We start from the raw sequence: 22,490 nt of genomic DNA on the forward strand, positions 1-22,490 counted from the left end.
TCTTTCCGCGATCACAGGTCGCCGGCCTGCTTGCCCTCTGGGTAGATGTAGTCGTCGAGCACCTTGTGGAAATGGCGGATGCGCAGTTCCTGGTCGCCGATCCACAGGCCCGGATAGAAATCGGACTGCATCCCCGTCTGCACCGTCGGCAGGTTGAAGGCGTCCTGGTCGAGCACCTGGCCGATGGTCTTGTCGCCATGGCGGAAATGCTGGTGCCGGACCCGCTCGGGCCATTCCTCGCCATCGGGCACCAGTTCGAACATCCAGATGTCGTAGAACATCCTATTGGGATCGCTGGGGTGCGGCCGCTGGCGGAACAGCATGATGTCGTCGGCATGGACGTTCACCGACACGTTGGGGAAGATCGTGTAGTGATAGTCGTCGGTCAGCTGTTCGTCGTTGAGTTCGGAATAATCCTTTCCCTGCGCCGCGCCATGTTCGCGCTTGAACAGCTGGACGTCGCGGCGAATGTCCGACACGCGGCCCTGATAATCGGCCGGGTCCATGCCGGCATGGACCATGATTTCATGGATGGCGGGCGGGATCTGGCTCGGCATCGCGACGCGCGGGCTGATCGCGGCGAAGGGGATCAGATAACGGTTGTGGCGCCCGTAGCAATCGATCTGGACGTTGACGTCGTCCAGATACCATTTGAGCTGCGGGTGGATGCCCTGCACATGATAGGTTTCGCTGAACGCGTCGACCGACGCCTTCCAGTTGCAGTCCCATTCGACCGTGATGTCGCGTTTCCACGCCATGCGTTCAGGATGATAGGGTTCGAGATGCTGGCGCAGCGGATGGATGAAGTCGTCGAACGGCTCCACATCGGGGTTGAGCGAGAACCAGACGAAGCTGTTCCATTCGACGCAGGGCAGCGTCGGCAGCGCCATGCCGGGCGGGCCACCCTGGTGAAAGGTGCACAGGTCGGGGACATGGTCGAGCCGACCGTCGAGGCCATAGGTCCAGTGATGATACATGCACCGGAACGCTTCGGCATTGCCGCGCCCCTCGGGCCGCAGGCGGTTGCCGCGATGCAGGCAGACATTGGGAAAGGCCCTGATCGATCCGTCCGCCTGGCGCACGATCAGCACCGATTCCTTGCCGATATCGGTGCAGATATAGTCGCCCGGATCGCGGATGTCGTCGGCCCGCCCGCCCAGCAGCCACACCTTCGTCCACACCCGGTCCCATTCCAGCTTCATGAAATCGGGCGAGAAATAGCGGGCGGCCGGAATGATGTCGGTGCCAAGTTCCGGGTCGGGCGCACGCTCCACCGGCGTGCCGTTGCCCGCAGCGTCCGGATCGACCCGATAGACGTCGACGACGCGCTTGACGTCCATCGCCGCCCGGTCCCAACCCATGACGTGCGGTTTCATCAGAAGTGCGTCCTGTTCGTGAAGCCGCCATCGACCACGAGATGCGACCCGTTGCACCAGCTGGCCGCATCGCTGGCGAGGAAGGCGACCGCCTTGGCGACCTCGTCCGGGCGGCCCAGCCGGCCCATCGGCTGCTGGCGCAGCTGCGACTGGTAGAACTTCTCCATCGTCCCCTTGATCATGTCCCAGTTGCCGCCTTCGAACTCGATCGGGCCGGGGGACACGACATTGACGCGGATGCCGTTCTTGCCATGCCAGAGTGCCATCTGCTTGCCCCAGGTGACGAGGCTGGCCTTCATCGCATTATAGGGCTGCGGCCCGCCCATCGCTTCTGCAACGGAGGTGGTGCCGATGAGGACGATCGAGCCACGCTGCTGCGCCGTCATCGTCTCAATCACCGCCTCGACCGCGCGGACCGGCCCCATCACGTCGGTTTCGAAGGCGTTGTACCAATATTTCTCGCTGCCCATCCCGCCGCCAGCGGAGGTGAAAGGGACGAGGATGTCGACGCCGTCCAGTTCGGCGATGGCCCAGTCCATCCACGCCTTGTAATCGTCCGCCTGCTTGGCGTTGATCGGCTTGCCGACGATTTTGGTGCCGTAGCGCGACAGGTCGGCCACCGCGTCCTTGACGCTGTCCTCGCTGCGGGCGGTGAGCGCGATGTCGCAGCCTTCGCGCGCCAGCACTTCGGCCACGGCATAGCCGATGCCGCGCGCCGCGCCGATCAGGATCGCCTTCTTGCCCGCCAGTCCCAGGTCCATCGCTTGATCCTCTTCCCGTCCGGGCGTCCGTGCGCCCGCTCTGTTTCGTCTAGGACAGCTGCGCCGCAACGCGCAAGAAAAAAGCAGTCGTGTCTGTCTTTTTTATGCTGCCGGTGCGGCGTCCAGTTCCGCGACCAGTTGCTCGCGAAGGCGGAACTTCTGGATCTTCGACGTCGACATCGGCCACTGGGTGACGAAACGGATGTGGCGTGGCACCTTGAAACTGGCGATCTTGCCGCGACAATGGGCGATCAGTTCGTCGGCGGCCGCGCTTGCGTCCTCGGCCAGTTCGACGAAAGCGGCCGGTACTTCCGAATAGCGCGCATCGGGGATGCCGACCACCTGCGCCAGCTTGACCGCCGGATGCGTCTGCAACATCGCCTCGATCTCCGCCGCCGCGACATTTTCGCCGCCGACCTTGAGCATGTCCTTGGTCCGGCCATGAAACATCATGTTGCCATCGGCGTCGATCGACCCGATGTCACCGCTGTAGAACCAGCCGTCTCGGATCGCCTCGGCCGTCTTGTCCGGCGCGTTGTAATAGCCCGTGAGGATGTTGGGACCGCCCAACACGATCTCGCCCTGCTCTCCAACCGCACAGTCACGCCCGGTTTCGGGGTCGACGATCCGCACCTGCCATTCGTCCAGCGGGACGCCGCAGCGGCCGGTGCGCACCGCATAGCTGTCGTCGAGACGGCTGGTGGATACCGTGCCCGCCGCTTCGGTCAGGCCATAGGTGCTGACCTGGATCGTGTGCGGCATCGCTTCCGCCACGGCAAGCTTGATCCATTCGGGCTGCACCGCGAAGTTGGAGTTCATGACGCGCAGCCGCGACAGGTCGGTCTGCGCGAAGGTCGGATGCGTGATGAGATCCTGCATGATCGTGACGAAGCTGGGATAGGCGACCGTCGCCCCCTCCCCGCCCAGCATCCGCAGCCCGACTTCCGGGTCGAAGCGCGGGATCGTCATGTACACGCCGCCCAGGTCCAGGATCATCGTCATCGGCAGGATGCCCGCGATGTGGAAGATCGGCAGCGGTGACCACACCTTGTCCTCGGCGGTGCAGGCATAACGGCGGCCCAAGTTCCGGCTGTTCGACACCTGCGCCCGGTGGCTGATCATCGCGCCCTTGGGATTGGCGGTGGTGCCAGACGTGTAGAGGATCATCGCCAGGTCGTGCGCCTGCACCGCCGCGATCCGCGCGTCGATCCACGCATCGGGAACGGATGCGCCAGCGGCAATGCCGTCGGCCGCGCGCACTAGGTACGGCGCGCATTCCTCGTCGAGGCAGATGACGCTTTGCAGGCGCGGCGCTTCGGGAAGATCGAGCGTGCGCGGATCGGCCGCCTGCGACAGCGATGGCAGAGCGGTTTCGAGCCGGGCGCGGAAATCGAGGCCGTCGGCCACCTTACCGATGGTGATGACAGTGACCAGATCGGCGTTGGCAACGACATAGCCCAGTTCGCTCGCCTGATAGCGTGCGTTGATCGGGACGGCGACCGCGCCGGCCATGGTGATGCCGTAAAAGACGGCGATGAAATCGATGCAGGTGGGGAGCAGGATGCCGACATTGTCGCCCGGACCCACGCCCGCCGCGACCAGCGCCTTGGCCCAATCGGTCGCCTTGCGGTCGAGCTGCGCATAGGTGAGGCGGGCGTCGGGAAAGACGATCGCTTCCCGGTCGGCACGACGAGCGGCCGAAGCCCTGATCATCGCCCCCATCGTCAGGACCGATTCGTCACCCATGCATCGCTCTCCTCTTGCCGTCCGTCCGCGCGCCTGTCGCGTCGGTCCCGCTTGTCGGTGACAGCTTAGCAAGCATCGGTCAAAATACAATCAGTCATGACTGTTTTCTTTTTGGCTGGCCGCACGCGCCCCGCGCCGCCGATCGGGCCGTCGCCCCGGCGTCCCTACTTGCTTCCGCGCCCGTCATGGGCGTAAGCGAATCGCGATATGTTCGAGTCCAGCATGACATCAGGTAATTGACATGACCCTTTCCCGCACGCGAACGCCCGCTCCGGCCAAGGTGGCTCCGTCGCGTGCGACCGGCGGTACGCTCCAGGCGGCGAAGGCGGCGCAAACGCGCGGCCGGCTGCTGGAGGCGACGGTTCGCTGCATCGTCAAGCATGGCTATGCCAACACCACGACTCCGCGCGTGGCGAAGGAAGCGGGTCTGTCGCGCGGCGCGATGATGCACCATTTCGAAAATGGCGCGGCGCTCATCAAGGCGACGATCATCGAACTGCATGAGAAGCGGCTGCGCGCGTTCCGCCGGGCGGCCGAGAAGCCCGAGCAGCATGATGTCGACACGCTGGTCGAAACCTACTGGGCGCAGGTGCAGAAGCCCGCCTTCATCGCCTTTCACGAACTGGCCGTCGCAGCCCGCACCGACAAGGAGCTGGCCGACATCCTCTTCCCTTTGCAGGAGGAGTTTCGCGAGCGCTTCAACGCGCAGGCCAACGCCCTCTTCCCCGAATGGTCCGATTCGCCCAAGGAGTTCGACCTGGCGATGAACCTGTCGCAGACCATCCTCGAAGGCATGGCGATCGCGGTGCAGACGGGCGCGATGGACCGGCAGAAGGTGCCCATGATGCTGGCCTATCTGGAAAGCCAGATTCGCGCGATCATGCCTGAAACCGCGCGCGCGAGCGAAAAGCGGGCATAAAAACAATCTTGTTTGTCTTTTTGATTCGCGGGCGCTAACCTCGTCTCCGGCGGGCACCCTTGCGGCCGCCGGCGCCCCGCGAGACGATGGACGAGGATGGACAGTTGAACGCGCCCAAGACATTCCCCCCCCGCATTTTCCGTCCCGAAGACGACGGGCCCGACCGGCCCGCGCGCGGGCTGGACGAACAGGCGCTGACTGAGCAGGCGACCGTCTATCGCGACGACCTGCTCGCCGGGCAGACGATCCTCATCACCGGGGCGGGCAGCGGCATGGGGAAGGCGGCGGCCTATCTCGCTGCGCGACTGGGCGCGCAGGTCGCTATCTGCGGGCGCGATGCCGACAAGTTGCAGGGGACGGTCGATTTCATCCGCGATGCGACCGGGCGCGAGGTACTGGCGGTGCCCACCAACATCCGCGACGCTGACGCGGTCGAGGCGCTGATCGACCGCGTCCATGATCATTTCGGCGGTCTCGACACCATCGTCAACAATGCCGGCGGCCAGTTTCCGCAGGATGCGATCGACTTTTCGCGCAAGGGCTGGCTGGCGGTCATCGACACCAACCTCAACGGCACCTGGTGGATGATGCAGGAAGCCGCCAAGCGCTGGCGTGCCGATGGAAAGCCGGGCAACATCATCAACATCGTCGCCAATGTCGAACGCGGGATGCCGCAGGCGGCGCACACCTGCGCCGCGCGCGCGGGCGTCATCTATCTGTCGAAGACGCTGGCGACCGAATGGTCGCAATGGAATATCCGCGTCAACTGCATCGGGCCGGGCGTCATCGAGACCGAAGGGTTCCGCATGTATCCCGAAGAAGCGCTGGCCCGGTTCCACAAAGCGAACCCGATGAAGATGCGCGGCAACGCGTGGGACGTGGCGCAGGCGATCGCCTATCTGTCCTCGCCCGCCGCGCGCTTCGTCAATGGCGACCTGATCGTCATCGACGGCGGACAGGCGCAGTGGGGCGTGATCTGGCCGGCGGGGATGCCCGATTATTTCCGCGAGGACGGCGCGGCCTGACGCGCGCATCCTGGAAAAGCATAACCAAAAGATTATAGGAGAGTGATATGGGCCGGGTAGCAGGAAAGGTCGCATTGGTGACCGGCGGCGGATCGGGGCTGGGCGCAGCCGATTGCGAGGCGCTGGCGCGCGAGGGCGCGCAGGTGGTGGTGACCGACGTCCGGCTGGAGCCGGCGCAGACGGTCGCCGACCGCATCGGCGGCGGCGCGATCGCGCTGGCGCTGGACGTTGCGGACGAAGGCCAGTGGATCGCGACGATCAGGACCATCGAGCAGCGCTTCGGCCGGCTCGACATCCTCGTCAACAATGCCGGCGTCGTGCTGAGCGCCGATGTCGAGGACACCACGCTCGATCAGTTCCGCTGGGTCAACGCGATCATGACCGATGGCGTGTTTTTGGGCTGCAAACACGCGATCCCGCTCATGAACAAGGGCGATGGCGGGTCGATCATCAACATGAGTTCGACCGGCGCGCTGCTCGGCTATCCGATCTTCTTCGCCTATTCCGCGGCCAAGGGCGCGGTGCGCGCGATGACCAAGTCGATCGCCGTCATGTGCCAGGAAAAGGGGTACAAGATCCGCTGCAATTCGGTGCATCCCGGCTCGATCGAAACGCCGATGGTGCAGACGGCCGAGGGCCGGATCAATCAGCCCAAAGAGATTCCCGACGGCGTCCTGCCGCCCGGCACGCCCGGTCACCCGAAGGATGTTGCCGCGCTGGTCCTGTTCCTGGCGTCCGACGAGTCGCGGTTCGTGACCGGCGCGGAACTGGTGATCGACAATGGCGTGACGATCCGCCCCTTCTGAGCGGGATCGCGGGCGGAGGGGTGAGAACCGCCGCCCGGTCCCCCCGCCTCATTCGCGCGCCAGCCAGCGATCCAGTTCGGCATGGAAATGGCGCAGCCGCGCTTCCTGCTCGCCCCAGAGCGGTCCGCGAAACCCGCGCGATCGCGCGCCGGCCTGCACGATCGGCAACAGGTCCGAATCCTGGTCGAGCACCTCGCCCATGCCGGGCGGTTCGCCAAGGCCGGTATGCACGACGTCGGGCCGGGTCGCCCCGGTCACGTCGACATCGGCGCCCAGCCCCATCCAGCCCGGCGCGCCATAGCCCGGCGCGTCGACATGGCGGTATAGGATCGTCGTTTCATAGGTGAATTGTTCGGGATCGGTCGGGTGCGGCTTGAACCGGTGCAGGAACACCGCTTCGGGATGGCAGCCGATCTGGGCATTGGGGAAGATGCCGAAGATCGTGCTGTCGGTCAGCTGCGCGTCGGAAAAATGGCTGTAGTCAAGGCCGATGCGCGCCGCCCGATCGCGCTTGGCGTGCGCCACCGCCGCGCGGCTGTCCTGCGCTGTCCCTTCGAACCCGTCGGGGTCGATCCCCGCGTCGCGCATCAGCGCGGCGATGCCGGCATTGATCCCGGTCTGGTCGGGAAAATGCGAATTGGGCTGCGCCATCGGCACGAACTGGCGCGACATGCCGCCGGGGAACAGGTCGATATGCGTGCGATCATCGATCACCCCCATCGTCTGCGGATGGATGGCGTGGAGATGATAGCTTTCGTAGAAGGCGTCGATCCCGCCCTTCCAGTTCGCCGCCCAGTCGGACCGGCGGTGCTGCACCACATGCATCCGGTCGATCCGGTAGGTTTCGAGCATCGGCAGCACCGGCGCCAGATAGTCGGCGAGCGGCGGCGCGTCGGGGTCCATGCTGAGGAACACGAGACCGACCGCCTCCTCGCACCGCACGGAGCTGAGGTCGGTGCCATGGCACAAGACTTCGGGATGGAAGGTTTCGGCGTCGGTCACCTTCTGGTTGCGGCCGTTGAGGCCGAAGCGCCAGCTGTGGAACGGACAGGTGAAGCTCCCCTGACTGCCCATGTCGCCGGTCACCAGCCGGCTGCCGCGATGCGGGCAGACATTGTAATGCGCCGCGACCGATCCATCCTCCTGCCGTACGACGATGAAGCTTTCGGGACCGATGTCGAACTTCACCCAGTCGCCCGGTTCGGGCAGGTCGCTCGCGGGCGCGGCGAGCAGCCAGGCGCGAGCGAAGACGCGATCCCATTCCTGTTCGAAGACGGCGCGCGAGGTGTAGCGTGCGGGATCGGGGCGCGCCGTGCCATTGTCGATCGGCGGCGCGGGGCGGTCGAACGGATGGTCCGACCCCTTATGCACCGCCCAGCTGCGCGGGTCGTAATTCATGCGCCCTGCCCCATGCGGCGATCGAGTTCGGCGTGGAAATGGCGCAGCCGCCCTTCCTGCTCGCTCCAGAGCGGCCCCTTGAACCCGCGCGAGCGCGATCCGGCCTGCACCACCGGGAGAAGTTCGGAATCCTGGTCGAGCACCTCGCCGAGGCAGGGCGGCTCGCCTAGCTTCGTGTGGACGATCTCCGGCCGCGTCGCGCCCGACATGTCGACGTCCGCGCCCAACCCCATCCAGGCCGGCGCGCTGTAGCCCGGCGCGTCGACATGGCGGTAGAGGATGCAGGTGTCGTAGGTGAACTGGTTGGGATCGGTCGCGTGCGGCAGGAAACGGTGCAGGAACACCGCCTCGGGATGGCAGCCGATCTGGACGTTGGGGAAGAGCGAATAGACGACCGAATCGCTCAGCTGGCTGTCGCTGAACCGATCGTAGCGCAGGCCGAGCGCATCCGAGCGCGCGCGCTTTGCCTGCTGCACCGCCGCGCGCGTTTGCGCCGCCGTGCCGGTGAAGGTCGCCGGGTCGATGCCCGCGTCGCGCAGCATCAGCTGAATGCCCGGATTGACCGTTTCCTGATCGGCATAGCGCGCGGCGGGCTGCGCGAAGGGCACGAATTGGCGCGACAGGCCGCCGGGCCACAGGTCGATCTGCGTCCGGTCGTCCATCAGGCACTGGGTCTGGGGATGGACGGCGTGGAGGTGATAGATTTCGGCAAAGGCGTCCACCCCGCCCTTCCAGTTGGCCCCCCAGTCCGACCGGCGGTGCTGGACCACATACATCTGGTCGATCTCGTAGAGTTCGAGCTGCGGCAGGATCGGCGCCAGCCATTCCCGGAGCGGGGCGATGCCATCGTCCATCGAAATGAAGATGAGGCCGACCGCCTCCTCGCACCGCACCGAGGTCAGGTCATGGCCATGGCACAGCACTTCGGGCCGGAACGTCTCTTCGTCGGTGACGGCGATGTTGCGCCCTTCAAGGTCGAACTTCCAGCTGTGGAACGGGCAGGTGAAGCGGCTCAGCGAGCCGAAATCGCTTGTCACCAATCGGCTGCCGCGATGCGGGCAGACATTGTAGTGCGCGCGCACCGCGCCCTCGTCATCGCGCACGATGACGAAACTTTCCGGGCCAATGTCGAAGGTGAAGAAGTCGCCCGGTTCGGGAATGTCGGACGCCGGCCCCGCGAGCAGCCAGCTGCGCGCGAACACCCGGTCCCATTCCTGCGCCATGAAGGCGGGGTCGTGATAGCGCGCGGGATCGGGGCGGCCGGTGCCGTTGTCGATCGGGCGGACCCGCTCGTTAAAGGGGTGCGGCTTGCCGACATGGATGTTCCAGTCGTCGAAATCGAGCTTCATCATCGCCTAAAGCCTCTCCTTGGCCTGTCCCGTTGCTTCTGTCTCGCGTCCACGCCGACAGGCGGCAGGACGCGAATCCGCATTTTCGGTGGACAATTTTGACAAAACAATCATGACTGTTTTTAATCGGAGCGCAAGAGGCTGCTTGGTGCATTCGTCGCACATGCGGCCAATCGGGAGAGGAAAGACCATGAGCCGTTTATATGGCCGCACGTTCCAGGTCGCCTACGTCGTGCCGGACATCGATGCTGCGATCGATTACTGGACGGACATGATCGGCGTCGGTCCCTTCTACGAGTTTCCCGTGCCGCTGGGCTGCGACACGCTGGCGGTGGACGGGGTGCCGGTGCCGCCCGACCATCCGATCTTCGGCGGGGTCGCGGTCAGCTACAGCGGCGACACGATGATCGAACTGATCCAGCCGGGCAGCGCGCGCTCGACCTATAGCGACTTTCTGGCAAGCGGGCGCAGCGGCGTGCATCATCTGGGCACATGGGTGGAGGATTATGACGCGGCGGTCGCCCATGCGCGGGGCGCGGGCGTGCGGATCGTGCTGGAAGGAAGCCTGCCGCTCTCGCGCTTCGCCTATCTCGACACCAGCCGGGGCGGCGACGGGCCGCTGATCGAGCTGATCGCGCCGCTGCCGCCGATGATCGCCCTGTTCGACGAGATCAGGGCCGCCGCCGCCACCTGGGACGGCAGCCGGCCGCGCCGCGCGCTCTGACCCCTAACGCGGGGGCAGCGCGAAGGCGACGACATGGTCGCCGGGCGTCGTCCCCATATAGGCATGGCCGCCCGCGGCGATGACCACATATTGCCGCCCGGTGCGGCGCGACACATAGGTGATCGGCGTCGCCTGCCCGCCCGCCGGCAACCGTCCGCGCCACAGCTCCCGCCCGCTTGCGGTATCGAACGCGCGCAGATGATTGTCGAGCGCCGCGCCGATGAAGGTCAGGCCGCTTGCCGTATTGACCGATCCGCCCAGATTGAACGCGCCGGGCACCGCCAGCCCGAGCGGCGCGGTATCGGCGGTGGTGCCGAAGGTCCGCTGCCACGCCAGCCGCCCCGTGTCGAGGTCGACCGCCGCGATCTTCCCCCAGGGCGGCGCTTCGCACGGGATGCCGAGCGGGGAGAGCATGGGCAGCAGGCTGACGCCATAATCGGTCCCCAGTTGCGGCAGGTAGCCGGGCGCGTGCGAATCCTTCGCCAGCGCCGGCCGGTCGCTGTTGCTGCCATGGCGGAACAGGCGCGCCTCCTGCGGGATGGCGGCGGCGTTGACGATCATCAGCCGCCGGACGGGATCGATGCTGACGCTGCCCCAGTTGAGGACGCCGAACGTGCCCGGCCATTGCAGCGTCCCGCGTTCCGACGGCGGGGTGAACAGTCCCTTGTAATCAAGCGAGCGTAACCGGATGCGGCACCACAGCTGGTCGATCGGCGTCGCGCCCCACATGTCCGCTTCGGTGAGGTCGGCGGGGGTGAAGGAGGCGAAGCCTTTGACGCGCGGCTGGGTGGCGGCATAGCGTTCGCCCGGAATCGACCCGCGCGGCACGCGCTGTTCGACGATCGGAGTCAGCGGCCGGCCGGTGGCGCGATCGAGGATGTAGATGTCGCCCTGCTTCGTCGGCGCGGCGAGCGCGGGGACCATGCGTCCGTTCACGCGATAGTCGAACAGCACCGGCTGCGCGGGGACGTCATAGTCCCAGATATCGTGGCGCACCGTCTGGAAATGCCAGCGCACCCGCCCCGTCCGCACATCGAGCGCGACGACAGAGCTGGCATAGCGTTCGAGCATCGGCGACCGGTGCGTCCCCACATGGTCAGGGGTGGCGTTGCCGGTAGGCAGGTAGACGAGGCCGAGCGCCGGGTCCGCGCTGAACACGCTCCAGGCGTTGACCGACCCGCGCGTCCAGCTTTCGCCCGGCCCCGGCATCGGTGCGTCGTCGGGCCGGCCGCTGTCCCAGCCCCAGAGCAGCCGCCCGGTCCGCACATCGAACGCGCGCACCACGCCGGAGGGATCGTTGCGGTCGAAATTGTCGCGGACATAGGAGCCGAGGATCGCGACATCGCCCACGATCGCGGGCGGCGAGGAGGTGTAGGAGCGCAGCGGATCGGTCGCGCCCAGCCCTTCGTTGAGGTTGATGGCGCCATTGCGCCCGAAATCGGGACAGGGCCGCCCGGTGCGCGCGTCGCTCGCCAGCAGCCGGCCGTCGACCGTCATGCTGATGATCCGCCCAGCGCAGATGCCCCGCGCCGCCGGATCGGCGTGATAGGATACGCCCCGGCAATTGAGCATCTGCGCATTGCCGATCTTCGTCCTGGGGTCGCGCATCCAGATTTGCCGGCCGCTATCGGCGTCGAGCGCGAACACCTTGCCCGTGGGCGAACAAAGATAGACATGATCGTCGACCATCAGCGGCGTCGCCATGAAGCTGATCGACGTGATCTCCGGCCGCTTGGCGCGCGTGTCGCCCGTCTCGAACGTCCAGGCGGGGGCGAGGCTGGCGACGTTGGCCGGGGTGATCTGCGCCGCGCCCGAACGGCGCAGCCCGCCCGCCGTGCCGCCATAGGCGCGCCAGTCGCGCGGCGCATTGTCGGACAGTGCCGTCTGACCGTCCGCTTCGCTGTCCGCCCGAGCGGGCTGCACGTCAAAAACGGGCACCAGCGCGAAGCTGACGCCCAGGGTCATGAGGCACGCCAGCGCCACTGCGCCGCACGCCCGCCGGGTCACGCCGTCGGCCGCCGCCGTGATCGCTCGGCGCACCGGCGGCAGGGCGAGGAGGAGGCCGATGACCGCCGGACCAGCGAGACGCGGCAGCAGCTGCCAGAATTGCCCGCCCACTTCCCACAGCGCCCAGAGCAGCGTGCCGCCCAGCATCGCGGCATAGAGCCACAGGCCCCTTCGGTCGCCGCGCGCGACCAGCACCCCGGCCAGCGCGCAGGCCAAGCCGGCGATCAGATAATAGGGCGATCCGCCCAGGCGCAGCAGCCAGCCGCCGCCGAGCGCCAGCCCGCCGCCGATGAGCAGCAGCACGGCGCCCAGCGTCCAGCGCGGCCAGCGCCACGGCCGTTTCGGTTTGACGCCCGGTCCCATGTCCCCAGCCCCGCCCGCTCAGGCCGTTTCGATCACGGCGATCGGCGCGCGGACATCGACCGTCTCGCCCTCTGCGGCGATGAGGCGGGTCAGCGTGCCGGCGACGGGTGCGGGCACCTCGACCGTGGTCTTGGCCGCTTCCACCTCCACCAGCGTCTCGCCCTCGGCCACGCTGTCGCCGACCGCCTTCATCCAGCGGACGATTTCCCCATCCTGCATCCCCATGCCATATTGGGGCAGCACCACGATATGTTCGGCCATGTCGGTCCTTTTCCTGTTCAGGCGTGTTCGGGCGCGACCGGCGCGCCGACGATGCGGCGGGCCGCGTCGATGATCCGCTCGACCGTGGGATAGAGCGGCTTTTCGATGAGCGGGCTGAAGGGCAAGTGCGTGTCGGGCGTCGTCACCCGCACCACCGGCGCGCGCAGGGCGTCGAACGCATCCTCCACGATGGTCGCGGCGATCTCGCTCGCCGCGCTGCAACTGCGGTGCGCGGGATCGACGCAGATCGCCCGCCCGGTCTTGCGCACCGACCGCAGGATGAGGTCGCGGTCGAGCGGGACGAGCGTGCGCGGGTCGATGACCTCGGCCGAGATCCCTTCCGCCTGCAACTGGCGCGCGGCCTTGAGCGCGATCGGCACGCCGCCCGCGATCGCGACGATGGTGAGGTCGCTGCCTTCGCGCTTCACGTCGCCCTTGCCTAGCGGCACGAGGAAATCGGGATCGTCGGGGACGTCGGCCTTGGCCATCCAGCAGGTGCCGTCCTCGAAACAGAGCACCGGGTCATCGTCGCGCACCGCCGATTTCAGCAGCCCCTTCATATCGGCCGGGTCGGACGGCACGATGATCTTGAGCCCCGGCATGTTCATGAACATCGAATAGGGCCGGTCGCTGTGCTGCGCCGCGTTCGAATTGCCGTAGAACATGCAGGAACGGATCACGAGCGGCAGCTTCGCCTGGCCGCCATAGATATAGCGCGACTTGGCGATGATCGAGCAGATCTGGTCCATCGCGGGATAGAGGAAGGAGGACAGGGTCGCATCGACGATCGGCCGCATCCCCACCATCGCCGCGCCGCCGGCCGCGCCGATGAAGCCGTTTTCGGAGATCGGCGTGTCGCGGATGCGTTCCTCGCCGAAGCGTTCGACAAAGCCGGTGGTGGTGCCGAACACGTTGCACCGGATATCCTCCCCCATCATGAACACGCGGGGGTCACGCGCCAGTTCTTCCGCCTGCGCCTGCTGGATCGCTTCGAGAAATGTGATCTTGGGCATGGTCTTCTCCTGATCAGGCGTGCGCGCGCACATCGTCGGGGATGGGCAGGCGATCGACGAAGACATGGTCGAACGCTTCCTCGAAGGTCGGATAGGCGCTCTCGCGGGCGAAGCTGAGCGCGTCGGCGACCTCCTGCGCAACGGCCGCGTCGATCGCGTCGAGCGTGTCGTCCGGCACCCCGTCGGCCAGCAGCCGCGCGCGGTAGAGCGAGATGGGATCGCGCCCCACCCATTCGTCATGTTCGGGACCGCGCGGCGTCAGGTCGCGGCCCATGTTCACCGCGTGGTCGGCATAGCGGTAGGTCTTGGTCTCGACCAGCGTCGGCCCCTTGCCCGCGCGGGCGCGGTCCACCGCCTCGCGCACCGCCTGTTCGACCGCGTCGACATCCTGGCCGTCGACAATGACGCCGGGAATGCCATAGCCATGCGCGCGATCGGCGACATTGGCGCCCGCGACCGCCGCGCTGGTCGGCGTCGACATGCCGAACCGGTTATTTTCGCACACGAAGATCGCGGGCAGCTGCCAGACAGCCGCCAGGTTCATCGCCTCGTGGATCGCGCCCTCGCTCGACGCGCCATCGCCGAAGAAGCAGAGCGCCACGCGATCGAGGCCCTGAAGCTTGGCGCCGAGCGCCGCGCCGGCCGCGACCGGGCCGCCCGATCCCACGATGCTCGTTTCGCCCAGGCTTCCGACCGAAAAGTCGGACAGGTGCATCGACCCGCCCTTCCCCTGGCAGATGCCCGTCACCTTGCCCAGCAGTTCGGCCATCAACGGGCGCAGCGCCGCACCCTTGGCGATGGGATGGCCGTGGCTGCGATGGTTGCCGACCATATAGTCGTCCTCGCGCAGCGCCATGCACGCGCCGACGCCCGACGCCTCCATCCCGGCATAGGTGTGGAGCGCGCCGGGGATTTCGCCGGCGGCATGGATGGTTTCCGCCTTCGTCTCGAACTGGCGGATGCGCTGCATCCGGCGATATTTTTCGAGGCGGCGGTCATTGTCGCCGATCCGGGCCACGCCGTCAGACATGCGCCATCTCCCGCACGGGTGCCTCGATCAGGGCGAGCGGGGCGGCGTACATCGGCTCCGCGCCATGGGCGGTGATCGCGTAGACATTCTCCATATGGCAGGGTCCAAGTTTCGCGCCGAAATACAGGCTGTCGAGCGAGATCAGCATATTTTCCTCCATGACGAAGCCCTGCTTGACGCCCGACAGGCCGGCAGCGGGATAGGGAAGCGGGATTTCGAGCGGCATGAGGCCGATGCCATGCGCGACCACGAGCAGCTTTTCGGGCGTGGCGACGCCATGCGCGGCGAGATGGTCGTGGCCGATCCGGGGCAGGTCGGCGGTCGAGACGCCGGGGCGCAGATGATCCACCATCTTGAGGAACGCATCGCGCAGGATGTCGTGCTGCGCGCGATAGGCGTCGCTGGGCGGGCCGATGACGGCGGTGCGGTTGATGTCGACCCAGAAGCCGTCATGGATGCCCTGCGTTTCCAGGATCACGATATCGCCGCGCCGCAGCGTGCGATTGCCGCGCGTGCGGAACAGGTCGGGGATGAAGTCGTCCGCCTCATAGGCGCCGCCGAACAGCATCGCGCCCTCGTCCACCGGGATGACCTGGTTGCGGACCATGAAGTCGCAGATGCGCGCCTGCACGTCGTTCCAGTCCGCGCCCTCGTGCAGCAGCGACCCGGCATGGTCGATGATCGCATCGGCGATGCGCCCGACCTTGCGATAGCGGTCGAGTTCCTCCGCCGTCTTGACGACGCGCACGCGCATCATGAAGTCGAGCAAGTCGCGATGGTCATGCGGCATAGCGGGGGCGATGCGGGCCGACACGCGATGTTCGTCGAAGCCGATGACGCACCCCGCCATGCCGTGATCCGACAGGCCCGACGCGATCGCGGCCACGATGTCGCTCTGGCAGGCGCCCGCGATCGTGCCGATGAGGCTGCCGGCATCTTCGGCAAGGCGCGTGACTGGCCGGTCGGGGTCGATGTAGCGGCTGACCTCGCAGAAATTGAGCATGTCGAAAGTGCGGATCTCGCCGAAGGTGCAGGTCGGCCCGTCGCGATTGAGCACCGCGACGAGGCCCAGATTGGCCTCCGGAATGACGAGCGTCAGCGGCTTTGCCGGGTCGGCATAGACGATCGCGGCGGCCATCGCCTCCATCTGGCCCCAGCGTTCGAGGACCGAATGGTAGCCGGTGGCATAGCGCACGTCATGTGGATGGCTGAGCACCACGGCGTCCAGCCCCTCGGCCGCCATCATCGCGCGCAGCCGGTCGGCGCGCGGATTGGTCGCGGGGGTCATGCCGCCTCCTCCATCGCGTCGTTGGAAATATCGGACGCAATGTCGCCCCGCGCCACGTCGCGCAGATATTCGTGGTTGAGGATGAAGCGGATGCCGCCATCCTCATCGGTGAAGGCGACCGCGCCATGGCCCATGAACAGATATTCGGTCGGCTCCTCGCAGCGCGCCTCGCTGTGGCGCGAGCCGATGGGTTCATAGCCATAGGTGCCCGCCGGCGCGGACCCGACGTCGTAGATCAGCTCGCCCTTGGTCACGAAATACTGGCCATGGCCCAGATGCCAGTGTGGGGCGAAGGTCGCGCCCGGCTCCATCTGCACCCACAGCACCCAGTCGCCCGTCTCCTCGCTGTAGCGCAGCAGCCGGATGGTGGTGCCCGCGCCCAGCGTGACCGGGCGGCAATCCTTGATGTTGACGATGAGGTCGCCGGTCTTTCCGGCGTCGTGCGCGGTCGTCATGATGCTCTCCTCCTGCCAGTGGCTGGCGTTACATGGTGGCGGTCAGTCCTTCGTCGGCGGCGATGACGGCGCCGTGCACCGCGCTCGACCGGTCCTCCAGCAGGAAGCAGACGAGATCGGCGATCTGTTCGGGGTCCATGAAGAATTGGCGGCGGGGGCTGGGATGGCCGTCCATCAGGGCGGCGATCGCCTGTTCGCCCTCGGGCTTGCGCAGCCCGGCGGTGAGCGGCGTCGCGACCGCGCCGGGACAGACGCAGTTGATGCGGATGCCCCGCGGCCCCAGTTCCGCCGCCAGCGTGCGCGCCAGCATGGCGACGCCCGCCTTCGACGCGCTATAGGCGCTGTCGCCCGCCCGCCCGGCCGTGCCGCTGACCGATCCGATGAAGACGATCGCGCCGCCGCCCGCTTCGATCATGCCGGGCAGCACCGATTGGGTCACATAGAAGCTGCCCTTGAGATTGACGTCGATATGCCGGTCGAACAGGGCGATCGGGCTGTCGGGCACGGGGTTGGGCGCCCACATGGCGGCATTGTTGACGAGCAAGGTGACGGGGCCGAGCGCCTGTTCGATCGCGGCGGTTGCGGCCGCCACCGCCTGCGCGTCCGCAATGTCGACATGGTGCCCGACGACGATCCGCCCGGCGGCGACGGCTTCGTCCAGTTCGGCCTGCGGCGCGTTCGAGAGCACGGCGACCCGCGCGCCCGATCGCACCAGTTGCGCCGAGACGGCCGCGCCGATGCCGCTCGTCCCGCCAGTGACCAGCGCGAGCTTTCCTGCAAGGCCGGTCATTGCGCGGTGAACCCGCCGTCGACGATTAGTTCAGAGCCGTGCATGTAGCCGGCATCGTCGGACGCCAGGAAGCGCACGGTCTTGGCGATGTCGATCGGGTCCGCCATCCGACCGATGGGATGCGCCGGAGCAAGGCCGGCGGCGGCTTCCTCGACGCTGCCGGCAAAGCCGTTGTCGACGATGCGTTGCAGGATATGGTCGACCATCCCGGTCTTGACCCCGCTGGGATGGACGGAATTGACGCGGATCTTGTATTTGAGCGCGGAAAACTCCATCGCGCACGCCTTGACGAACAGGGTGGCGGCGCCCTTCGACGTGCAATAGCCGACATGCAGCGGCGACCCGATCTTGCCCGCGACCGACGCGATCACGATGACCGACGCGCCATGGGGCAGCGCCTCGCCCGACCGGCGGAGCAGTTGCGTCGCAACCTTGGTTCCCAGGAACACGCCATCGACATTGACCGCCATCTGCTTGCGCCATTGTTCGATGCTGGTGTTTTCCATCTTTTCAACGACGACGATGCCCGCGACGTGGACGAGGATGTCGAGCTTCCCGTGCGTCTGTTCGACCGAGGCGATCGCCGCCTGCCACGAGGCTTCGTCGGTGACGTCGAGCGAGAGATACTGGCCCGCGTCCCAGCCGCCCCGTCCGGAGGGCAGGTCGGCGCCGACGACGGTCGCCCCCGCGCCCGCCAGCTGGCGCGAGATTTCACTGCCGATGCCGCCGGTGCAGCCGGTGACGAGGGCGACGCGGCCCGCCAGCACGCCGCTCATGCGGCCGCTCCCGCGAACGCGGGCTCGCCCAGCGGATCGAAGGCGCGAATATCAGGGTCACCGTCAAGGCAGGCATAGCCCGCCGCCGACATGGCGACATGATAGGGCTGCTGCGCATGGGCCTTGCGCGCCTCGTGCGAGGTGAACAGTTCCATGAAGGCGAAGACATGGGGGTCTTCCCGCGACCGCAGCACCTGGAACAGCAGCGTGTCGGGTTCGTTGGCGCGCACGTCGCGCTGAAGCTGGGTCGTGAGCGCGATGAAGTCGTCGGTCTTGTCCGGCTTGGTACGGACATGCATGATGACGCCAATCATAGGAAGGACCTTTCGTGATGTGGGGGGATGTGCTGAAGGATGCGGCGCGGATCGCGCAGGGGCCGGACCCCGCCGCCGCCCGGCCGCTGGTCGAGCGGCTGCTGGCCGACCGTCCGGGCGATCCCGACGCGCTGACGCTGGCGGGGATCGTGGCGCAGCGGACCGGGGATGGCCCGGCGGCGATCCTGGCCTTCCAGCAGGCGTGCGAGGGCAATCCAGCCAATCCGGCGCGGCAACAGAACCTGGCCGTGGCGCTCAAGAATGGCGGGGCGTTCGCGCAGGCGTGCCGCGTGTTCGAAGAAGCGCTGCGCCTGCGCCCCGGCCATGCTGCGACGCTCGCCAACATGGGGTCTTGCCTGATCGCGATGGACCGGCTGGACGACGCGATCGCCGTGCTGGCTGAGGCGGGAGACCATCCCGACGCGCTCACCAACCTCGGCGTGGCGCTGGCGCGGACGGGCGAGACCGACCGGGCGATCACAAGCTATCGGCGGTCGCTGGCCGCACGGCCGGGGCATGTCGACACGATCATCAACCTGGCCGACGCGCTCGCCCGGTTGGGGGCCGCGCAGGAGGCGCGCGACCTGCTCGCGGCCATCCTGCGCCGCGAGCCCGGCCATGTTCGCGCCGCCAACCAGTTGGCGCTGTTGCTGGAGGGGCTGGGCGATACTGATGGGGGTGCGGGCGTGCTGCGCGCCGCGTTCGCCCCTGCCGCCCCCAATCATGCGCTGGGCGTCAACCTGGCACGCCTGTTGATCCGCAGCGACGCGGCGGGTGAAGCGACAGGCGTGTGCGACCGCCTGCTCGCGACGCAACCCAGCGTCACCACGCCGCTCGCCCTGAAACTTGCCGCGCTCACCTGTCTGGGCGATGCGGTCGAGCGCGCGCGGCTGATGGCGCTCGATCGGTTCGTGACCGTGCACGACCTGACCGTCGTGCCGGGATTTGCAGACATGGATGCGTTCAACCGCGCGCTGGTGGACGAACTGGCCGCCCACCCCTCGCTCACCTTCGAGCCGGAGGGGTTGGTGACGCGCAACGGGCGGCAGAGCGACGAACTGGCCGACGCCACCAGCCCCGCCATCGCCGCGCTGGCCGGGGTGGCGCGCGCTCGGCTGGCGGTGGAGCGTGAACGTCTTGGCGCGATGCCCGCCGACCATCCCTTCCTTCGGGCAATGCCGGACCTGTGGACGCTGACGCTCTGGGGCACGATCCTGCGGCCCGGCGGCGCGGTCGGCGCGCATATCCACGCGCCCAACTGGCTGTCGGGCGTCTATTATCCCGCCTTCGACGAGGGGGACGGCGGCAACGCCGGCGCGTTCGGCATCGGGATGCTGCCCGCCGAACTGGGCGGCGGCGGTGCGGTCACCGTCCTGCGGCCGCGCGCCGGGCGCATGATCCTGTTCCCATCCTATCTCTGGCACGCGACGCTGCCTTTCGATGCCGGCGGCGAGCGGGTGAGCTTCGCGTTCGACCTGGTGCCTGCCGGCATCGGCCGGCCGCACCGCCTGCGATGAGCCCCTCCCCCGGCACGAGGCATATGCCGGGGGAAGGGTGCGGGAGCGGTGCTGCCCACCTGCCCATTGGGAACGCACCGCCGCCATCGCCTCAGAACTTCACCGCGCCTTCGATGCCGAAGCTGCGAGGGGGCGCATAGTTGGTGAAGTTGAACAGGCCCGCGACGGAGTTCGCCGACACGCGATAGACCTTGTCGAGCAGGTTGCGGCCGAAGACCGCGACGCGGTAGCGTTCGGATGGATCGGTCCAGCCGATGCTGGCGCCCACTAGCGTCCGCGCCTCACCCTGCGAAAAATCGGCGTTCAGCGTCGTCGATTCATATTCCGACTGATAATTGATGTCGGCATTGACCGACATGGTGCCCCAGGAAGTCGGCGGGAATTCGTACCGGGCATTGGCGCTGGCGGTCCAGCGGGGCGCGTTCCGCAATTTCAGGAATGATGCATCGTCATTGATGCCGTCGCCATTCACGTCGGTGCTGAACTCATTATATTTCGCCTTCTGCCAGCCCACGGCCGCGCCAAGGGTAAGGCCCGGCGTCGGCGCGGCCGAGATTTCCAGCTCGATGCCCTTCACTTCCGCCTTGCCCGCGTTGGTGGTGCGGGTTTCCTGTCCGGGCAGGCCGGTGATGGGATCGAGGAAGGGAACGACGGCGTCGCGCTGAAGATCATTATATTTGACGTAGAAGGCGGCGATGTTGACGCGCAGGCGGCGATCGGCCGTTTCGGTCTTGAACCCCAGTTCGAAGCTGTCGGCCGTCTCTTCCTTGAACGGCAGCGCCGAGGTGGCGGACATGGCCTGCTCGTTATAGCCGCCCGACTTGTAGCCCTGGCTGTAGGTGAAATAATTGTTGATGCCCTGGCCGATTTCCCAGCGATAGCCCGCGCGGAAGGTCGGTTTGCTGAAGCTCTGGCTGTCGCCATATTCGGGCCAGAAGCCCGTCGCGATGACCGAGCGGCGGACCTGCGGGCGCACCGAAAAGTCCTTCTTCTCCTTGGTATAGCGCGCGCCCAGGAACACCGAGAAAGGGTCGGCGACCTTATACTCCGCTTCCCCGAACACGGCGTAGGAATCGACCTTGTAATTGGCGGTCGACTGGTTGGGGTCGGTCAGCGCGGTTGGATCACCCAGGAAGCGCAGGAAGCCGAGGAAGCTGGTCGCGTTCGCGTCGAGCGTCTGGCCCCAATACATGGCGCCGACGGTGAACTTCAGCACATCGGAAAAGTCGGAGCTGAAGCGCCCTTCTAGGCTGTATTGCTTGCGCGTATCCTCCCGCGTGGACACGAAGAGATAGGCGTTCTCGCCGGTATAGTCGGACGGCAGTGCGGAACGCACCCGGCGCCAGCCACCGACCAGGGTGAAGGTGCCGGTGCCATCGACCGTATGTTCGCCGCGCAGATAGACGCCATCCACGTCGATCCGGTGCCCGTCGAGCGTGCCGGGGCAGGTCGGCGCGATCGCCGATCCCGCGCACAGCGTCGTGCCGGTGTCGAACGGGCTGGCGCCCGTGGTCTGGATGCCCGGAAAGCCGAGCACGTCGAACAGGAAGCCGGGCGGAGTTTCGTTCACCGACGGCGGCGAATCGCCGCGGTCGCGCAGCATTTCGTAGGTCAGCATGATGTTGGTGTCGGTCGAAGGTTCCCAGAGCAGCTTGGCGCGGCCGCTGAAATAGCGGGTGCCGGGCCAGCGCTGGCCACGGCCGGGTACGCCCTGGATGCCATCGACATTGTTGTTCTTGGTCAGGCGGTAGAAGCCATCGCTTTCCTGGAAGGAGCCGGCCGCCCGGAAATAGAGATTGTCGGCCAAGGGGATGTTGATCGCGGCCTTCACATCCTTGGTATTGAAGCTCGAATAGCCGACGCGCACTTCGCCGCTGAAACCGGCCTCGGGCCGCTTGGTGATGACGTTGACGACGCCGCCGACCGTGTTCTTGCCGAACAGCGTGCCTTGCGGTCCGCGCAGCACCTCGATCCGTTCGATGTCGAACAGGTCGAACAGCTGCGTCTGGACGTGGGCGAGGACGAAATCGTCGACGACGACCGCGACCGCCGGCTCGAAGGTCAGGATGATATCGCCCGTCGATTGGCCGCGAATGCCGATCGATGCCGCGTTGAAACCGGGTACGTTGGTGATGACGACGTTGGGAACGTCACCGGCGAGCGCGCGGATGTCGGTCGCGAACTTGTTCTCGATCGCCGCCGAGGTGAAGGCGGAGACGGCGACCGGCGTATCCTGAAGCGATTCGGATACGCGGCGGGCGGTGACGACGATGTCCTCCAGGCCAACCTGCTGCTGTGGGGCGGCTGCCCCCTGTTCGGGCGCGGCCTGCGCCAGCGCGGCCGTGCTCACGCCGGCCAGCAGGCTGGCAGCGAACGGTTTGAAGACGCAATTCAGATGTGTCCTGCTGAGCATGTTCTTCCCCTCCAACCGACTGCCATCTCTGTGGGCGGCAGTTCGAATCAGTACCGGCGATCTCGACCGGCCCGCATAAATGAGTACATATGATCCTTTTTGTGAAGAGATAAAAAACAGTCATGATTGATTTGTTTTTCCGCGATGCAGCAAGTCACG

General features: G+C 66.8%; 20 protein-coding genes. 5 read left to right on the forward strand and 15 right to left on the reverse strand.

The window, feature by feature from the left end; all coding sequences use genetic code 11:
- Positions 1–11 precede the first annotated feature (11 nt).
- The 3 genes from ACETPF_RS01245 to ACETPF_RS01255 all read right to left on the reverse strand — a co-directional run bounded on the left by ACETPF_RS01245 (position 12) and on the right by ACETPF_RS01255 (position 3,883).
- On the reverse strand, positions 12–1,376 hold the full coding sequence (locus ACETPF_RS01245) for an aromatic ring-hydroxylating oxygenase subunit alpha (RefSeq protein ID WP_373932451.1): 1,365 nt from the start codon (positions 1,374–1,376) through the stop codon (positions 12–14).
- Positions 1,376–2,137, reverse strand: a complete 762-nt coding sequence (locus ACETPF_RS01250; RefSeq protein WP_373932452.1) for an SDR family NAD(P)-dependent oxidoreductase — start codon at positions 2,135–2,137, stop codon at positions 1,376–1,378. The genes ACETPF_RS01245 and ACETPF_RS01250 overlap by 1 nt, the downstream gene beginning before the upstream one ends.
- Before the next feature lie 102 nt (positions 2,138–2,239).
- Positions 2,240–3,883 (reverse strand): class I adenylate-forming enzyme family protein, encoded by a 1,644-nt coding sequence (locus tag ACETPF_RS01255; RefSeq protein WP_373932453.1) that lies wholly within the window; start codon positions 3,881–3,883, stop codon positions 2,240–2,242.
- A 241-nt stretch (positions 3,884–4,124) separates the two neighbouring features.
- On the opposite strand from ACETPF_RS01255, the gene ACETPF_RS01260 reads away from it, so the two are divergent.
- The 3 genes from ACETPF_RS01260 (at position 4,125) to ACETPF_RS01270 (ending at position 6,633) form a co-directional block, all read left to right on the forward strand.
- On the forward strand, positions 4,125–4,802 hold the full coding sequence (locus tag ACETPF_RS01260; RefSeq protein WP_373932454.1) for a TetR/AcrR family transcriptional regulator: 678 nt from the start codon (positions 4,125–4,127) through the stop codon (positions 4,800–4,802).
- Positions 4,803–4,888: 86 nt separating this feature from the next.
- Positions 4,889–5,827, forward strand: a complete 939-nt coding sequence (locus ACETPF_RS01265; protein WP_373932455.1) for an SDR family oxidoreductase — start codon at positions 4,889–4,891, stop codon at positions 5,825–5,827.
- 47 nt (positions 5,828–5,874) lie between these two features.
- Positions 5,875–6,633 carry an SDR family oxidoreductase gene (locus ACETPF_RS01270; protein ID WP_373932456.1) on the forward strand — a complete coding sequence of 253 codons (759 nt, stop codon included), beginning with the start codon at positions 5,875–5,877 and terminating at the stop codon, positions 6,631–6,633.
- A 48-nt stretch (positions 6,634–6,681) separates the two neighbouring features.
- Here ACETPF_RS01270 and ACETPF_RS01275 read toward each other — a convergent pair whose 3' ends face one another.
- Complete coding sequence (locus ACETPF_RS01275) at positions 6,682–8,031, reverse strand: aromatic ring-hydroxylating oxygenase subunit alpha (RefSeq protein ID WP_373932457.1); 1,350 nt, start codon at positions 8,029–8,031, stop codon at positions 6,682–6,684.
- Positions 8,028–9,380, reverse strand: a complete 1,353-nt coding sequence (locus tag ACETPF_RS01280; RefSeq protein ID WP_373933037.1) for an aromatic ring-hydroxylating oxygenase subunit alpha — start codon at positions 9,378–9,380, stop codon at positions 8,028–8,030. Before ACETPF_RS01280 ends, ACETPF_RS01275 begins: the two co-directional genes overlap by 4 nt.
- 190 nt (positions 9,381–9,570) lie before the next feature.
- Between ACETPF_RS01280 and ACETPF_RS01285 the strand changes: the two genes are divergently transcribed.
- A complete protein-coding gene (locus ACETPF_RS01285; protein ID WP_373932458.1) occupies positions 9,571–10,104 on the forward strand; it encodes a VOC family protein in 534 nt (177 codons plus the stop codon).
- 3 nt (positions 10,105–10,107) lie between these two features.
- Here ACETPF_RS01285 and ACETPF_RS01290 read toward each other — a convergent pair whose 3' ends face one another.
- Genes ACETPF_RS01290 through ACETPF_RS01330 form a run of 9 tightly spaced genes read right to left on the reverse strand, consistent with a single transcriptional unit; the run spans position 10,108 to position 18,401 of the window.
- Positions 10,108–12,474 (reverse strand): membrane-bound PQQ-dependent dehydrogenase, glucose/quinate/shikimate family, encoded by a 2,367-nt coding sequence (locus tag ACETPF_RS01290; protein WP_373932459.1) that lies wholly within the window; start codon positions 12,472–12,474, stop codon positions 10,108–10,110.
- 18 nt (positions 12,475–12,492) lie between these two features.
- Complete coding sequence (locus ACETPF_RS01295) at positions 12,493–12,735, reverse strand: biotin/lipoyl-containing protein (protein WP_373932460.1); 243 nt, start codon at positions 12,733–12,735, stop codon at positions 12,493–12,495.
- A gap of 17 nt (positions 12,736–12,752) precedes the next feature.
- Positions 12,753–13,748: an alpha-ketoacid dehydrogenase subunit beta gene (locus tag ACETPF_RS01300; protein ID WP_373932461.1), complete on the reverse strand. Its 996-nt coding sequence runs from the start codon at positions 13,746–13,748 to the stop codon at positions 12,753–12,755.
- Between the two features lie 13 nt (positions 13,749–13,761).
- The gene (locus tag ACETPF_RS01305) at positions 13,762–14,778 is read right to left on the reverse strand and encodes a thiamine pyrophosphate-dependent dehydrogenase E1 component subunit alpha (protein WP_373932462.1); all 1,017 of its coding nucleotides are present in this window, start codon (positions 14,776–14,778) and stop codon (positions 13,762–13,764) included.
- A complete protein-coding gene (locus ACETPF_RS01310; protein ID WP_373932463.1) occupies positions 14,771–16,066 on the reverse strand; it encodes a M24 family metallopeptidase in 1,296 nt (431 codons plus the stop codon). Before ACETPF_RS01310 ends, ACETPF_RS01305 begins: the two co-directional genes overlap by 8 nt.
- Positions 16,063–16,521, reverse strand: a complete 459-nt coding sequence (locus tag ACETPF_RS01315) for a cupin domain-containing protein (RefSeq protein WP_373932464.1) — start codon at positions 16,519–16,521, stop codon at positions 16,063–16,065. The genes ACETPF_RS01310 and ACETPF_RS01315 overlap by 4 nt, the downstream gene beginning before the upstream one ends.
- Positions 16,522–16,549: 28 nt before the next feature.
- The gene (locus tag ACETPF_RS01320) at positions 16,550–17,311 is read right to left on the reverse strand and encodes an SDR family NAD(P)-dependent oxidoreductase (protein WP_373932465.1); all 762 of its coding nucleotides are present in this window, start codon (positions 17,309–17,311) and stop codon (positions 16,550–16,552) included.
- Positions 17,308–18,087: an SDR family NAD(P)-dependent oxidoreductase gene (locus ACETPF_RS01325; protein ID WP_373932466.1), complete on the reverse strand. Its 780-nt coding sequence runs from the start codon at positions 18,085–18,087 to the stop codon at positions 17,308–17,310. Before ACETPF_RS01325 ends, ACETPF_RS01320 begins: the two co-directional genes overlap by 4 nt.
- A complete protein-coding gene (locus ACETPF_RS01330) occupies positions 18,084–18,401 on the reverse strand; it encodes a putative quinol monooxygenase (protein WP_373932467.1) in 318 nt (105 codons plus the stop codon). Before ACETPF_RS01330 ends, ACETPF_RS01325 begins: the two co-directional genes overlap by 4 nt.
- A gap of 17 nt (positions 18,402–18,418) precedes the next feature.
- On the opposite strand from ACETPF_RS01330, the gene ACETPF_RS01335 reads away from it, so the two are divergent.
- Complete coding sequence (locus ACETPF_RS01335) at positions 18,419–19,918, forward strand: 2OG-Fe(II) oxygenase family protein (RefSeq protein WP_373933038.1); 1,500 nt, start codon at positions 18,419–18,421, stop codon at positions 19,916–19,918.
- A gap of 91 nt (positions 19,919–20,009) precedes the next feature.
- Here ACETPF_RS01335 and ACETPF_RS01340 read toward each other — a convergent pair whose 3' ends face one another.
- On the reverse strand, positions 20,010–22,331 hold the full coding sequence (locus ACETPF_RS01340) for a TonB-dependent receptor (RefSeq protein WP_373932468.1): 2,322 nt from the start codon (positions 22,329–22,331) through the stop codon (positions 20,010–20,012).
- Positions 22,332–22,490: the final 159 nt, after the last annotated feature.

This window comes from Sphingobium agrisoli, assembly GCF_041877245.1.
GTDB lineage: Bacteria > Pseudomonadota > Alphaproteobacteria > Sphingomonadales > Sphingomonadaceae > Sphingobium.